Origin of the sequence: Acinetobacter sp. YH12138 (assembly GCF_015218525.1) — a bacterium.
Classification (GTDB): Bacteria; Pseudomonadota; Gammaproteobacteria; order Pseudomonadales; family Moraxellaceae; genus Acinetobacter; species Acinetobacter amyesii.
This window is the reverse complement of sequence record NZ_CP048670.1, coordinates 3,145,177-3,159,502: the sequence shown is the minus strand read 5'-3', so window position 1 is coordinate 3,159,502 and position 14,326 is coordinate 3,145,177. Positions and strand designations below refer to the sequence as shown.

Here is a 14,326-nt window from a genome sequence, read left to right as displayed (position 1 = left end):
TTAACGTCGAATTGTTGGTGTCTTTGTGGTTATTTTAAATTTTCAGAAAATCTGAAACTTTTAAAGCCAAAATTTCGTGTTCGTCTTGTGATTCCACAATATCAACCATAAGATCATCAAGCTCAGTATCATCTTTAATTGAAACACCTTGAATATTTTCTGATCCTTACTTCAGGTATGATGATATTGCTATCACTACATTTAAAAATCATTATGAAACACTTAGGATTTGTAGGAAAAAGTACAGTACATATTGGATATACCCATGTTGAAATTATTAACAGCGCTCTTCGACTGTCCTTCAACGTGCCCTTAAAGAATAATCCAGAGGGAGTCTTTAGAAAAATCGTAGAAAACAACTATGATTTATTGATATCGACTTCAGCAGAAATCTCATTTGAATTAGATAGCGAAACGATTACAAAGGCTGAAAACTTAATTAAAGAGCAAGGTATTGAGTTAGAAGAATTTATTCAGAATACGCTGATTGAATTTATCAATCAGAACCAATTAGATACCACTAACTAATTACCATAGTTAGACAATAAAAAACCCCGACATATCGGGGTTTTTCGTGTTTGGCTGCTAGGTAGGCTGCTGTTCTACCTCACGTCCTGGTGCTTGAACTTATCATTATTGTTGTATGTTTCGGAACTTCCTGTTCCTGTATGACTTCATCATAAGCAAAAAACTACAGATCCCCTAGCCGCAAAATCCCTAAATGTTTGTGCGCCAGGGCGTACAAATCTGGCTAAAAGTTGTCCCGGCTTTATCCGCAGAAATTGGGGATAATTTTTGCCCTGGACACCTGATAGAATCAGGAAAAACCGCAAAAAAAGACTATTTTTTAAACAAATTGATTGGCGAAAGATGCCAGGATCGAATAGAAAAAAGCCGACTTGTTTCCAAATCGACTTTTTGGGTTTGCGCCCCCGATTTTTTATATCATAAATTATTGATAAATAATACTATTTTCCATAAATTTCGAATAATGCCCATTATGTTAAATGGCCGGGTATTTAGATGAATAATAATGCTTTCAATTGGGTAAAGCTTGCAGAATCCTGCTGAATTTGTAATCCTTGCGCCCAAGGGTGTCTAGCTAAGCTGAGGCAGGTGTTTGTTGTAGTCGGGCCGCTACAATATTGATAAAGAGCGCCTGTATGTTTAATTTCAAGATTTTTAATAAAGTCTCTACGGAAGTATTGACGATAAAAAATGACCTCGAGCTTAATTCCGAAATCCAATTAATTAATAAATATAAAACGGCTATTTCTGAAGATTATAAACAGGCTATTGTTTTGATCTTTAAAGAACGTGGCTATACACGTTTGGAAATAGGTCAATTACTTGGGGAGCTAAAAGCTTCATAAAATACCGATTAAACAAAGCTTGGATATAACATCCAGGCTTTATAAAAAAGTACCTAGCTGTTACCCTTGTCCTGATTTTTTTTTACTCTAAAAAGTTCCTTCATCTTATGACACTTACGCCACCTTAAGTTTATTTACCGTCTTAAATCTGTAAATAACTCATCACTGTCTAGTGATGTGGTGTAGTCGCTTGTGTGTTGTATATATCACATCACTAGCCTATCTGAAAAATTAAAAAACAGGCTATGTTTATGTTATCTAATGTCCGAGAACAGTGGTTCTCTAACATCCGTGGGGATGTACTTGCCGGATTAGTCGTCGGTCTTGCACTCATCCCTGAAGCCATCGCATTTTCAATTATTGCAGGTGTAGATCCTAAAGTCGGTCTATATGCATCCTTTTGTATTGCCGTCGTGATTTCTTTCGTAGGTGGTCGTCCTGCCATGATTTCAGCTGCCACCGGGGCTATGGCACTGCTTATGATCACATTGGTCAAAGAGCATGGGCTTGAATATCTGCTGGCAGCAACAATTTTGACAGGCGTGATTCAAATATTGGCAGGCTATTTAAAGCTTGCCAAGTTAATGCGGTTCGTATCTAAATCTGTGGTTATTGGATTCGTAAATGCGTTAGCGATCTTAATTTTTATGGCTCAGTTGCCTGAACTGATTAATGTGACCTGGCATGTATATGCTCTAGTTGCTTTAGGTTTGGCGATTATTTATCTCTTCCCTCTGGTTCCCAAATTAGGAAAATTACTCCCTTCTCCACTAGTCTGCATCATTGCAATCACATTATTGGCAATCGCTTTAGGAATTGATGTACGGACCGTGGGCGATATGGGGTCTTTACCTGACACACTTCCAATGTTCTTGATTCCAAATATTCCTTTGAATATTGAAACATTGATGATTATTTTGCCTTATTCAGTCGCACTGGCGGCTGTAGGTTTACTTGAATCGATGATGACAGCAACCATCGTGGATGAAATGACAGATACACCAAGTGATAAATTCCAAGAATGTAAAGGACAAGGTATCGCGAATATTGCTTCTGGCTTTATGGGGGGGATGGCCGGTTGTGCCATGATTGGTCAATCCATGATTAACGTGAAATCGGGTGGTCTTACACGCTTATCAACATTCTCTGCGGGTATTTTTCTTCTTATTCTGGTTGTATTTATCAGCGATTGGCTCAAAGTGATTCCAATGGCTGCATTGGTAGCGGTAATGATCATGGTCTCTATCAGTACCTTTGAATGGAGTTCTGTCACTCAGTTAAAAGATAATCCTAAGAGCAGTAATATCGTCATGATTGCGACTGTGATTGTAGTTGTTGCTACGCATAACCTGGCTTTGGGTGTGTTAACAGGCGTATTACTTTCAGCTTTGTTCCTAGCGAATAAACTTGAAAATGATATCCAAGTAATAGCATCTTTTGAAGGAACAGCCCGTTTATATGATTTGAGAGGTCAGATCTTCTTTAGTTCTTCTGAAAAATTCATGCAAGGGTTTGACTTTAAAGAGGATGTAAAGGATGTGATTATTGATTTGACCCATTCTCACATTTGGGATGTAACATCAGTCGCCATGCTTGATTCTGTTGTAAATAAATTCCAAAAGAATAATGTGAATGTCACTGTGCGTGGCTTAAATGAAGCCAGCTCTATCATGATTGATAAGTATGGAACACATGCCAGAATCTAAGTGCAGGAGATTTTACGTTTATGTAGAATCTCTAAAATTAACATAATACACCTTATACGTAATGCTTGATATTTCTCTTTAAATATCATTATATTAAAGCAAGCCGTTCTGGAATATAGGGCACCAGAGCGGCTTTTTATTGATTATTCATGTTCCACGCTTAAAATTCGAACAGTGTTTCATGATTTTTATAAGTTAAACTAAATTTAGTTGCTAATCCCAATAAGCTATTCACTAACTTGTAAATATCGGTATACCGCCTGACGACTAATCCCAAAAGCTTTCCCTAATGCCATTTTCGATGGATACTTCCCCTCCTTCCATGCTTGTCGTAAAGCTTCAGCTTGGTCAGGCTTTAGTTTATGCACCCGACCTTTGTACTTCCCCTGAGCAGAGGCGAGTTTTATGGCACTGTTGCAAATAGAGATTTGAGTCGATGATGTTCCCTTTAAAAAGTACTTAGAGACCGAAAACCCTGTTGATTAGACACACTTCACCCTGAGGCTGACCATAATAAAATGACGATGCTTGTCCTTTACGTAGTGCACGCATGACTTCAATACCTTTAATTGTGGCATAAGCCGTCTTCATAGATTTGAATCCTAATGTGGCCCTGATGATCCGCTTTAGCTTGCCATGATCACATTCAATCACGTTATTTTTATACTTAATCTGCCTGTGCTCAAGGTCTGGTGGACATTTACCTTCCCGTTTTAACCGTGATAAAGCACGTCCATATGTGGGTACTTTATCCGTGTTGATCACTTGTGGAATTTGCCACTTCTTCACATTATTTAAAATTTTTCCAAGAAAACAATATGCTGATTTGGTATTACGTCTAGAAGAAAGATAAAAATCAATGGTATCGCCACGTTGATCGACTGCACGATACAGATAAGACCATCGTCCATTCACTTTTACATAGGTTTCATCAATATGCCACGAGCTCAGATCTGTAGGATTACGCCAATACCAGCGTAAACGTTTTTCTATTTCAGGAGCATAACGTTGAACCCAACGGTAAATAGTCGTGTGATCAACATTCACACCCCGTTCGGCCAGCATTTCCTGCAGTTCACGATAGCTAATGCCATATTTACAATACCAGCGCACAGCCCAAAGAATGATTTCGCCCTGAAAATGCCGACCATGGAAAGGATTCATATGCTGCACCTTTAGCTAAAACAGTCTTCAGCTTACCATTCGTGGTTATTTGCAACAGTGCCGCTGACGCACACCATCGCCCACCGGGTGGGTCGCTATCTGGAACGGCAAGGCCTGCTGGAACGGGATGTCGAAAACAGCTATCTGGCCTCGGATGCGGTGGATGACGACCCGATGACACCCCTGCTGGGGCACTCGATCACTTACCGTATCGCTGTCGGTTCACAGGCGGGGCGAAAGGTGTTCACTTTGCAAACTCTGCCGACCAGTGGTGATCCGTTCGGTGACGGGATTGGCAAGGTAGCCGGGTTCAGCCTGCACGCCGGCGTGGCGGCCAGGGCCGATGAACGCAAGAAGCTCGAACGGCTGTGCCGGTACATCAGCCGCCCGGCGGTATCCGAGAAGCGGCTGTCGTTAACACGAGGCGGCAACGTGCGCTACCAGCTCAAGACGCCGTACCGGGACGGCACCACGCACGTCATTTTCGAACCATTGGATTTCATTGCAAGGCTGGCCGCCCTGGTACCGAAGCCCAGAGTCAACCTAACCCGCTTCCACGGGGTGTTCGCACCCAACAGTCGGCACCGGGCGTTGGTCACGCCGGCAAAACGGGGCAGGGGCAACAAGGTCAGGGTGGCTGATGAACCGGCAACACCAGCACAACGGCGAGCGTCGATGACATGGGCGCAACGGCTCAAGCGTGTTTTCAATATCGACATCGAGACCTGCAGCGGCTGCGGCGGCGCCATGAAAGTCATCGCCTGCATTGAAGACCCTATAGTGATCAAGCAGATCCTTGATCACCTGAAGCACAAAGCCGAAACCAGCGGGACCAGGGCGTTACCCGAAAGCCGGGCGCCACCGGCTGAGCTGCTCCTGGGTCTGTTTGACTGACGAGCCTGAAGGCCAACGATACCAATCAAAATGCTGCGTTCACAGCGCCGCGGCAGGGATCCGCCGTGCTGGTTGTCGGAAAAGGAGCCGCTAGTGGGAAAGAGGAGGGTAAATTTTCAGCGTTGCTGGCTCCCCGTCAGCCGGATTGGGTTGCATCGCAGGGGTGTCGAAAGAGTCAACTGCGGTCCAAAGCTGTTGGACTTGGGTGAAAAGGGCGTTTATTCTTCCTATACGTATAGGAAACCTTTATTATACGGTTATAGTAAAAAGGGGGAGAGGAATCTTCCTCTTTTTTATTTTAAAGGGAGATCTCCCATGACACTTCGTAGAAAAGGGTACATCAATGAATTTGATGGCTTATTTGTGATACCAACAATCGGATTAATCCTGTTGAAATTTTATATTTCTATATTTAGAGCATAGGCAGATTGCCTGTGCTCTTTATTTTGTTTGTTTTAAATTGGTATTGAATGATACCAATATTACATGATTAATGGAGGAGATTATTTATGACATTTAATAACAATGAAAATACACGTGTGTGGTTTATTACAGGTGCAAGCAGTGGACTAGGATACGAATTCACAAAAAAAGCATTGGAGTCAGGAGAGAAGGTTGTTGGTGTTGCTAGAAATATTGAAAAACTGAATGAGTTAAAATGCCAGTTTGAAGGAATGTTACTTCCTTTAAGTCTTGATGTTACTGATAGAAGTGCTGTTTCGACTACAGTGGAAACTGCCATTAAACATTTTGGAAGACTCGATATTGTCATTAACAATGCAGGGAATATGGTAATGGGAATGATTGAAGAATTTAGTGAAGATGAAGTTAGAAGCCAAATGGAAACTAATTTCTTCGGTACAGTATGGGTAAGTCAAGCTGTTATGCCGTACTTGCGGGCACAAGAATCAGGTCATATTATCCAGATATCTAGTATTGGTGGACTGATTAGTGGTCCAATGTCGGGAATCTATAGCGCTAGTAAATTTGCTTTAGAAGGATTTAGCGAGGCTTTAGCACAAGAAGCTGCACATTTTGGTATAAAAGTATCTATCGTAGAACCTGGAGGTTACTGGACGAATCTATACTTAAAAATGAGTTTTACTACACAGAAAAAAGAGTATGATTCATTACGTGAAAAGTTGGCCCAACAATATTCAAACGAATCGGTGGATAGTGATCCTAAGTTAGCCGCCGAAGCTATAATGAAACTGGTTAATAGTGAGAATCCGCCTCTCCGATTAGTTCTGGGAAGCCTTGTATATGATTTAGCTGTTGAAAATGCAGAAAAACGTATATTTACATGGAAAGAGTGGGAATCAGTCAGTCGTTCTTCGGAACATGGGATTCCTGCACCAGAAGGATACGGAATAATTGAGGAATAGAAACCCTAAGAAATAAACTCTCTAAACTACAAAAACTAATTAATGATTTAATATGTTTATTAACTTAATCGCCGGGCGCAACGGCTTTCGTCATTGCGTCTCTGGGAGCAGCTTGGTCTTCAACTGCACCGGCCTTTGTCGCTTTCCGTCTACTTCAAGCAGTGGGCGCGTCGGCCATGCTGGTGGCGACGTTCGCGACGGTTCGCGACGTTTATGCCAACCGTCCTGAGGGTGTCGTCATCTACGGCCTTTTCAGTTCGATGCTGGCGTTCGTGCCTGCGCTCGGCCCTATCGCCGGAGCATTGATCGGCGAGTTCTTGGGATGGCAGGCGATATTCATTACTTTGGCTATACTGGCGATGCTCGCACTCCTAAATGCGGGTTTCAGGTGGTACGAAACCCGCCCTCTGGATCAAGTCAAGACGCGCCGATCTGTCTTGCCGATCTTCGCGAGTCCGGCTTTTTGGGTTTACACTGTCGGCTTTAGCGCCGGTATGGGCACCTTCTTCGTCTTCTTCTCGACGGCTCCCCGTGTGCTCATAGGCCAAGCGGAATATTCCGAGATCGGATTCAGCTTTGCCTTCGCCACTGTCGCGCTTGTAATGATCGTGACAACCCGTTTCGCGAAGTCCTTTGTCGCCAGATGGGGCATCGCAGGATGCGTGGCGCGTGGGATGGCGTTGCTTGTTTGCGGAGCGGTCCTGTTGGGGATCGGCGAACTTTACGGCTCGCCGTCATTCCTCACCTTCATCCTACCGATGTGGGTTGTCGCGGTCGGTATTGTCTTCACGGTGTCCGTTACCGCGAACGGCGCTTTGGCAGAGTTCGACGACATCGCGGGATCAGCGGTCGCGTTCTACTTCTGCGTTCAAAGCCTGATAGTCAGCATTGTCGGGACATTGGCGGTGGCACTTTTAAACGGTGACACAGCGTGGCCCGTGATCTGTTACGCCACGGCGATGGCGGTACTGGTTTCGTTGGGGCTGGTGCTCCTTCGGCTCCGTGGGGCTGCCACCGAGAAGTCGCCAGTCGTCTAACCGACGACTGGTAGCAGGCCCGCTCCGATGCGGCGCACTAACCATCGAAACCTCGTGAATGTCGGTATCCTGTCTGGCAGGATACCGCTCATTTCCCTTGTTCAGTTCATCGCCGTCGCCGAGCATCTGAATTTTCGGCATGCGGCCAAGGCACTTGGTATCAGCCAGTCGAGCGTCAGCGCGCGTGTGAAAGCGCTGGAGGATAACCTTGGTGTCCTGCTATTTGAGCGCCATGCGCGGGGCGTTCGGCTAACAGACGCAGGCAGGCACTTCATGGAGCGTGTCACGGCGGGTGTCGATCAACTCGATCACGCAGTGAAGACCGCGGAGTGACGGGCACTGGCTGGCAATGTCTAGCAACGGCAGGCATTTCGGCTGAGGGTAAAAGAACTTTCCGCTAAGCGATAGACTGTATGTAAACACAGTATTGCAAGGACGCGGAACATGCCTCATGTGGCGGCCAGGACGGCCAGCCGGGATCGGGATACTGGTCGTTACCAGAGCCACCGACCCGAGCAAACCCTTCTCTATCAGATCGTTGACGAGTATTACCCGGCATTCGCTGCGCTTATGGCAGAGCAGGGAAAGGAATTGCCGGGCTATGTGCAACGGGAATTTGAAGAATTTCTCCAATGCGGGCGGCTGGAGCATGGCTTTCTACGGGTTCGCTGCGAGTCTTGCCACGCCGAGCACCTGGTCGCTTTCAGCTGTAAGCGTCGCGGTTTCTGCCCGAGCTGTGGGGCGCGGCGGATGGCCGAAAGTGCCGCCTTGCTGGTTGATGAAGTACTGCCTGAACAACCCATGCGTCAGTGGGTGTTGAGCTTCCCGTTTCAGCTGCGTTTCCTGTTTGCCAGCCGGCCCGAGATCATGGGGTGGGTGCTGGGCATCGTTTACCGCGTCATTGCCACGCACCTGGTCAAGAAAGCGGGCCATACCCACCAAGTGGCCAAGACGGGCGCGGTCACCCTGATCCAGCGTTTTGGATCGGCGCTCAATCTGAATGTTCACTTCCACATGCTGTTTCTCGACGGTGTGTATGTCGAGCAATCCCACGGCTCAGCGCGTTTCCGCTGGGTCAAGGCGCCGACCAGCCCAGAGCTCACCCAGCTGACGCACACCATCGCCCACCGGGTGGGTCGCTATCTGGAACGGCAAGGCCTGCTGGAACGGGATGTCGAAAACAGCTATCTGGCCTCGGATGCGGTGGATGACGACCCGATGACACCCCTGCTGGGGCACTCGATCACTTACCGTATCGCTGTCGGTTCACAGGCGGGGCGAAAGGTGTTCACTTTGCAAACTCTGCCGACCAGTGGTGATCCGTTCGGTGACGGGATTGGCAAGGTAGCCGGGTTCAGCCTGCACGCCGGCGTGGCGGCCAGGGCCGATGAACGCAAGAAGCTCGAACGGCTGTGCCGGTACATCAGCCGCCCGGCGGTATCCGAGAAGCGGCTGTCGTTAACACGAGGCGGCAACGTGCGCTACCAGCTCAAGACGCCGTACCGGGACGGCACCACGCACGTCATTTTCGAACCATTGGATTTCATTGCAAGGCTGGCCGCCCTGGTACCGAAGCCCAGAGTCAACCTAACCCGCTTCCACGGGGTGTTCGCACCCAACAGTCGGCACCGGGCGTTGGTCACGCCGGCAAAACGGGGCAGGGGCAACAAGGTCAGGGTGGCTGATGAACCGGCAACACCAGCACAACGGCGAGCGTCGATGACATGGGCGCAACGGCTCAAGCGTGTTTTCAATATCGACATCGAGACCTGCAGCGGCTGCGGCGGCGCCATGAAAGTCATCGCCTGCATTGAAGACCCTATAGTGATCAAGCAGATCCTTGATCACCTGAAGCACAAAGCCGAAACCAGCGGGACCAGGGCGTTACCCGAAAGCCGGGCGCCACCGGCTGAGCTGCTCCTGGGTCTGTTTGACTGACGAGCCTGAAGGCCAACGATACCAATCAAAATGCTGCGTTCACAGCGCCGCGGCAGGGATCCGCCGTGCTGGTTGTCGGAAAAGGAGCCGCTAGTGGGAAAGAGGAGGGTAAATTTTCAGCGTTGCTGGCTCCCCGTCAGCCGGATTGGGTTGCATCGCAGGGGTGTCGAAAGAGTCAACTGCGGTCCAAAGCTGTTGGACTTGGGTGAAAAGGGCGTTTATTCTTCCTATACGTTGTTCAGAATAACATTGTTCCGCCAACAATCAATTCGGTAGATATTGAACCTGAATATAGGGATATATTTAACTTGACGTTACACCAATCACAACAACGGCAAGTGAATTACGCAATGAGTAATACTTTTGGTTTTGGCGGACACATTGCCACAAGTATTTTTAAAAAATATGCTGAATAGAGAGTAGGTGCTAACTTCGGTTTGCTCGTGTTGGCGCTAAATCGAAAGTTCAAGTATCCCAACATGTTCCTTCGTATAGAAGTTAAAAGTTGGCAATTATCGTAGAACAACCTACAGACAACACCAATATGTAACCGATAAATAATTACAAAATATGACCGACAGAGTAAACATCATCAATAACTACATCGATGGATACAACCAATTTGATATCAAAAAAATGGTTGCAGACCTTGACGATAATATTGTTTTTGAAAACATTCAAAATAATGATATAAGTTTATCGCTGAAAGGGTTAACAGCGTTTAAACAACAGGCAGAAACAGCAAAAACATACTTTGCAAAGAGAACACAGACAGTTAAATCGTTTAGGCATTTTGACAACAGCACTGAAATAGAAATTGATTATACAGCAATTTTAGCAATTGACTTTCCGAACGGCTTAAAAAAAGGGCAAAAGCTAAAGTTATCAGGAAAATCCGTGTTTGAATTTAAAAAAAACAAAGTGATTAAATTGACAGACATTAGTTGACATTAAAACCAGCGAACAAGAATATGACTTTACTAAAACATAAAAAAATTACAATAATTGGTGCCGGGCCTGTTGGATTAACAATGGCGAGATTGTTACAGCAAAACGGCGTGGACATTACAGTTTACGAGAGAGACAAAGACCAAGATGCAAGGATTTTTGGTGGGACACTTGATCTGCACAGGGATTCGGGACAGGAAGCAATGAAAAGAGCGGGATTGTTACAAACTTATTATGACTTAGCTTTACCAATGGGTGTAAATATTGTTGATGAAAAGGGCAATATTTTAACCACAAAAAATGTAAGACCCGAAAATCGTTTTGACAATCCTGAAATAAACAGAAATGACTTAAGGACTATCCTATTAAATAGTTTACAAAATGATACCGTCATTTGGGATAGAAAACTTGTTACCCTTGAACCTGATAAGGAGAAGTGGATACTAACTTTTGAGGATAAATCGAGTGAAACAGCAGATCTGGTTATTATTGCCAATGGTGGAATGTCTAAAGTAAGAAAATTTGTTACCGACACGGAAGTTGAAGAAACAGGTACTTTCAATATACAAGCCGATATTCATCAACCGGAGGTGAACTGTCCTGGATTTTTTCAGCTTTGCAATGGAAACCGGCTAATGGCTGCTCATCAAGGTAATTTATTATTTGCGAATCCTAATAATAATGGTGCATTGCATTTTGGAATAAGTTTTAAAACACCTGATGAATGGAAAAGCAAAACGCGGGTAGATTTTCAAGACAGAAATAGTGTCGTTGATTTTCTCCTGAAAAAATTTTCCGATTGGGACGAACGCTACAAAGAACTGATTCGTTTGACATCATCTTTTGTAGGGTTAGCGACACGAATATTTCCCTTAGATAAGTCTTGGAAAAGTAAGCGTCCATTACCCATAACGATGATTGGAGATGCTGCTCATTTGATGCCTCCTTTTGCAGGACAAGGCGTAAACAGTGGGTTGATGGATGCCTTGATATTGTCGGATAATCTGACCAATGGGAAATTTAACAGCATTGAAGAGGCTATTGAAAATTATGAACAGCAAATGTTTGCTTATGGAAGAGAAGCACAGGCAGAATCAATAATAAACGAAACGGAAATGTTCAGCCTCGACTTTTCTTTCCAAAAACTAATGAATCTATAAAACAGAAAGGCGAGGAAATGAAAGAGAAAATAGTTAAAAAAAACGGAATAAGACTTTTTACCGAAAGTTTTGGATGTGAAAAAGATCCGGCAATACTCTTGATTGCGGGAGCAACGGTATCCATGTTGTATTGGGATGCTGAATTTTGCCAGAAACTATCTGAAAAGGGATTTTTTGTTATTCGCTACGACAATAGGGACGTAGGAAAATCTACTAATTACGAACCGGGTTCAACCCCCTATGATATTGTTGACTTAACCCATGATGCTATTTCAATTTTGGACGGCTATAAAATAGTCAAAGCCAATTTTGTGGGAATTTCACTGGGCGGACTGATTTCTCAAATAGCATCAATAAAATATGCCGACAGGGTAAGTTCAATAACACTAATCTCATCAGGTCCTTGGGGCGACTCAGACCCCACAATTCCTGAAATGGATACGCGTATTTTAGATTTTCACGGAAAAGCTGAAACCGTAGATTGGACAAATGAAGACAGTGTGGCAAATTATTTAATTCAAGGTGCTGAATTGATGAGCGGCAGGAAACAATTTGACAAACAAAGAAGTGAAAAACTGATTAGAGCCGAATTTAAAAGAGCTAATAACTATATAAGTATGTTCAATCATGCGGCACTGCAAGGTGGTGAAGAATACTGGAACAGATTGAGCGAAATCAATCAACCAACCTTAATTGTACACGGAACGGACGATAAAATATGGCATTTTAAGAATTCAGCAGTTTTACTTGAAAAGATAAACGGCTCAAAACTAATAACGCTTGATGGAACCGGACACGAACTACATTTCGAAGATTGGAATAAAATTATTGATGGAATAACGCAACATACAACAAATAACAAAAGAATGAACAAATAGGGTATTATGTATTTCCAAATCAACGGTTTAGAGATTGAAGCTAATATCAATGTGTTATGACGCTCAAGCTGGTGGAGCCGCTGCGCGAGCTGTTTAAAGATGAGGTGCGCAAGATCGGTATGGAGTTAGGTCTGCCCTACGACATGGTTTACCGTCATCCCTTCCCTGGCCCTGGCTTGGGTGTGCGTATTCTTGGCGAAGTAAAAAAAGAATATGCCGACAGGTTGCGCTTGGCTGATGCCATCTTTATCGAAGAGCTGTATGCCGCTGACCTGTATCACAAAACCAGCCAAGCCTTCGCTGTATTCTTGCCAGTGAAGTCGGTTGGCGTAGTGGGCGATGCCCGCCGCTATGAGTATGTGGTGGCATTGCGCGCAGTAGAAACTATCGATTTTATGACAGCGCGCTGGGCACACTTGCCGTATGAGTTTTTAGAAACGGTTTCTAGCCGCATCATTAATGAGATTCCCGGTATTTCGCGGGTAACCTACGATGTTTCCTCAAAGCCGCCGGCAACTATTGAGTGGGAGTGACGGGCACTGGCTGGCAATGTCTAGCAACGGCAGGCATTTCGGCTGAGGGTAAAAGAACTTTCCGCTAAGCGATAGACTGTATGTAAACACAGTATTGCAAGGACGCGGAACATGCCTCATGTGGCGGCCAGGACGGCCAGCCGGGATCGGGATACTGGTCGTTACCAGAGCCACCGACCCGAGCAAACCCTTCTCTATCAGATCGTTGACGAGTATTACCCGGCATTCGCTGCGCTTATGGCAGAGCAGGGAAAGGAATTGCCGGGCTATGTGCAACGGGAATTTGAAGAATTTCTCCAATGCGGGCGGCTGGAGCATGGCTTTCTACGGGTTCGCTGCGAGTCTTGCCACGCCGAGCACCTGGTCGCTTTCAGCTGTAAGCGTCGCGGTTTCTGCCCGAGCTGTGGGGCGCGGCGGATGGCCGAAAGTGCCGCCTTGCTGGTTGATGAAGTACTGCCTGAACGGCACTGTTGCAAATAGTCGGTGGTGATAAACTTATCATCCCCTTTTGCTGATGGAGCTGCACATGAACCCATTCAAAGGCCGGCATTTTCAGCGTGACATCATTCTGTGGGCCGTACGCTGGTACTGCAAATACGGCATCAGTTACCGTGAGCTGCAGGAGATGCTGGCTGAACGCGGAGTGAATGTCGATCACTCCACGATTTACCGCTGGGTTCAGCGTTATGCGCCTGAAATGGAAAAACGGCTGCGCTGGTACTGGCGTAACCCTTCCGATCTTTGCCCGTGGCACATGGATGAAACCTACGTGAAGGTCAATGGCCGCTGGGCGTATCTGTACCGGGCCGTCGACAGCCGGGGCCGCACTGTCGATTTTTATCTCTCCTCCCGTCGTAACAGCAAAGCTGCATACCGGTTTCTGGGTAAAATCCTCAACAACGTGAAGAAGTGGCAGATCCCGCGATTCATCAACACGGATAAAGCGCCCGCCTATGGTCGCGCGCTTGCTCTGCTCAAACGCGAAGGCCGGTGCCCGTCTGACGTTGAACACCGACAGATTAAGTACCGGAACAACGTGATTGAATGCGATCATGGCAAACTGAAACGGATAATCGGCGCCACGCTGGGATTTAAATCCATGAAGACGGCTTACGCCACCATCAAAGGTATTGAGGTGATGCGTGCACTACGCAAAGGCCAGGCCTCAGCATTTTATTATGGTGATCCCCTGGGCGAAATGCGCCTGGTAAGCAGAGTTTTTGAAATGTAAGGCCTTTGAATAAGACAAAAGGCTGCCTCATCGCTAACTTTGCAACAGTGCCATTTTAAGCGTTATGCTAAGCCCAGGA

At 45.8% G+C, this 14,326-nt stretch carries 11 protein-coding genes and 6 pseudogenes; 14 read left to right on the top strand and 3 right to left on the bottom strand.

Features of this window, described 5'->3' with window-relative positions; genetic code table 11:
• Positions 1-34: 34 nt before the first annotated feature.
• A pseudogene (locus tag G0029_RS18510) lies at positions 35-154 on the bottom strand (type II toxin-antitoxin system death-on-curing family toxin); the annotation flags it as partial.
• Positions 155-213: 59 nt separating this feature from the next.
• Between G0029_RS18510 and G0029_RS15390 the strand changes: the two are divergent.
• The 3 genes from G0029_RS15390 (at position 214) to G0029_RS15380 (ending at position 3,079) form a co-directional block, all read left to right on the top strand.
• Positions 214-528, top strand: coding sequence for a hypothetical protein (locus tag G0029_RS15390; protein WP_095706048.1), 315 nt, complete (start codon positions 214-216; stop codon positions 526-528).
• 635 nt (positions 529-1,163) lie between these two features.
• Entirely contained in the window at positions 1,164-1,373 is a 210-nt protein-coding gene (locus tag G0029_RS15385) for a hypothetical protein (RefSeq protein ID WP_005098942.1), read from the top strand.
• 251 nt (positions 1,374-1,624) lie between these two features.
• Entirely contained in the window at positions 1,625-3,079 is a 1,455-nt protein-coding gene (locus G0029_RS15380) for a SulP family inorganic anion transporter (protein ID WP_180055195.1), read from the top strand.
• Between the two features lie 227 nt (positions 3,080-3,306).
• Here G0029_RS15380 and G0029_RS15375 read toward each other — a convergent pair.
• Together G0029_RS15375 and G0029_RS15370 are read right to left on the bottom strand one after the other, a co-directional pair.
• A pseudogene (locus G0029_RS15375) lies at positions 3,307-3,486 on the bottom strand (recombinase family protein); the annotation flags it as partial.
• A gap of 52 nt (positions 3,487-3,538) precedes the next feature.
• Positions 3,539-4,243 carry an IS6-like element IS1006 family transposase gene (locus tag G0029_RS15370; RefSeq protein ID WP_168415421.1) on the bottom strand — a complete coding sequence of 235 codons (705 nt, stop codon included), beginning with the start codon at positions 4,241-4,243 and terminating at the stop codon, positions 3,539-3,541.
• A 63-nt stretch (positions 4,244-4,306) separates the two neighbouring features.
• Here G0029_RS15370 and G0029_RS15365 point away from each other — a divergent pair.
• From G0029_RS15365 to G0029_RS15305, 11 genes and pseudogenes are all read left to right on the top strand, one after another.
• A pseudogene (locus G0029_RS15365) lies at positions 4,307-5,137 on the top strand (IS91-like element ISVsa3 family transposase); the annotation flags it as partial.
• Between the two features lie 509 nt (positions 5,138-5,646).
• Positions 5,647-6,522 (top strand): SDR family oxidoreductase, encoded by an 876-nt coding sequence (locus G0029_RS15355; RefSeq protein WP_078081115.1) that lies wholly within the window; start codon positions 5,647-5,649, stop codon positions 6,520-6,522.
• Between the two features lie 74 nt (positions 6,523-6,596).
• A pseudogene (gene floR / locus G0029_RS15350) lies at positions 6,597-7,559 on the top strand (chloramphenicol/florfenicol efflux MFS transporter FloR); the annotation flags it as partial.
• A gap of 27 nt (positions 7,560-7,586) precedes the next feature.
• Positions 7,587-7,892, top strand: a complete 306-nt coding sequence (locus tag G0029_RS15345; RefSeq protein ID WP_001255015.1) for a LysR family transcriptional regulator — start codon at positions 7,587-7,589, stop codon at positions 7,890-7,892.
• 111 nt (positions 7,893-8,003) lie between these two features.
• Positions 8,004-9,497 (top strand): IS91-like element ISVsa3 family transposase, encoded by a 1,494-nt coding sequence (locus G0029_RS15340; protein ID WP_015344975.1) that lies wholly within the window; start codon positions 8,004-8,006, stop codon positions 9,495-9,497.
• Between the two features lie 570 nt (positions 9,498-10,067).
• Positions 10,068-10,445 carry a hypothetical protein gene (locus tag G0029_RS15330; protein WP_044502095.1) on the top strand — a complete coding sequence of 126 codons (378 nt, stop codon included), beginning with the start codon at positions 10,068-10,070 and terminating at the stop codon, positions 10,443-10,445.
• Between the two features lie 23 nt (positions 10,446-10,468).
• Positions 10,469-11,605 carry a tetracycline-inactivating monooxygenase Tet(X) gene (gene tet(X) / locus G0029_RS15325; protein ID WP_044502094.1) on the top strand — a complete coding sequence of 379 codons (1,137 nt, stop codon included), beginning with the start codon at positions 10,469-10,471 and terminating at the stop codon, positions 11,603-11,605.
• 17 nt (positions 11,606-11,622) lie between these two features.
• Positions 11,623-12,483: a macrolide hydrolase EstT gene (estT, locus tag G0029_RS15320; RefSeq protein WP_077782102.1), complete on the top strand. Its 861-nt coding sequence runs from the start codon at positions 11,623-11,625 to the stop codon at positions 12,481-12,483.
• 56 nt (positions 12,484-12,539) lie between these two features.
• Positions 12,540-13,016, top strand: a pseudogene (locus G0029_RS15315) (GMP synthase (glutamine-hydrolyzing)); the annotation flags it as partial.
• A gap of 111 nt (positions 13,017-13,127) precedes the next feature.
• Positions 13,128-13,481, top strand: a pseudogene (locus G0029_RS15310) (transposase zinc-binding domain-containing protein); the annotation flags it as partial.
• 61 nt (positions 13,482-13,542) lie between these two features.
• A complete protein-coding gene (locus G0029_RS15305; RefSeq protein WP_001067855.1) occupies positions 13,543-14,247 on the top strand; it encodes an IS6-like element IS26 family transposase in 705 nt (234 codons plus the stop codon).
• Positions 14,248-14,326 lie beyond the last annotated feature (79 nt).

Excerpts from the sequence above, each read along its gene's own strand:
- G0029_RS15390 (WP_095706048.1), top strand. The coding sequence starts at position 214 with ATGAAACACTTAGGATTTGTAGGAAAAAGTACAGTACATATTGGATAT.
- G0029_RS15385 (WP_005098942.1), top strand. The coding sequence starts at position 1,164 with ATGTTTAATTTCAAGATTTTTAATAAAGTCTCTACGGAAGTATTGACG.
- G0029_RS15380 (WP_180055195.1), top strand. The coding sequence starts at position 1,625 with ATGTTATCTAATGTCCGAGAACAGTGGTTCTCTAACATCCGTGGGGAT.
- G0029_RS15370 (WP_168415421.1), bottom strand. The coding sequence starts at position 4,243 with ATGAATCCTTTCCATGGTCGGCATTTTCAGGGCGAAATCATTCTTTGG.
- G0029_RS15355 (WP_078081115.1), top strand. The coding sequence starts at position 5,647 with ATGACATTTAATAACAATGAAAATACACGTGTGTGGTTTATTACAGGT.
- G0029_RS15345 (WP_001255015.1), top strand. The coding sequence starts at position 7,587 with ATGCGGCGCACTAACCATCGAAACCTCGTGAATGTCGGTATCCTGTCT.
- G0029_RS15340 (WP_015344975.1), top strand. The coding sequence starts at position 8,004 with ATGCCTCATGTGGCGGCCAGGACGGCCAGCCGGGATCGGGATACTGGT.
- G0029_RS15330 (WP_044502095.1), top strand. The coding sequence starts at position 10,068 with ATGACCGACAGAGTAAACATCATCAATAACTACATCGATGGATACAAC.
- estT (WP_077782102.1), top strand. The coding sequence starts at position 11,623 with ATGAAAGAGAAAATAGTTAAAAAAAACGGAATAAGACTTTTTACCGAA.
- G0029_RS15305 (WP_001067855.1), top strand. The coding sequence starts at position 13,543 with ATGAACCCATTCAAAGGCCGGCATTTTCAGCGTGACATCATTCTGTGG.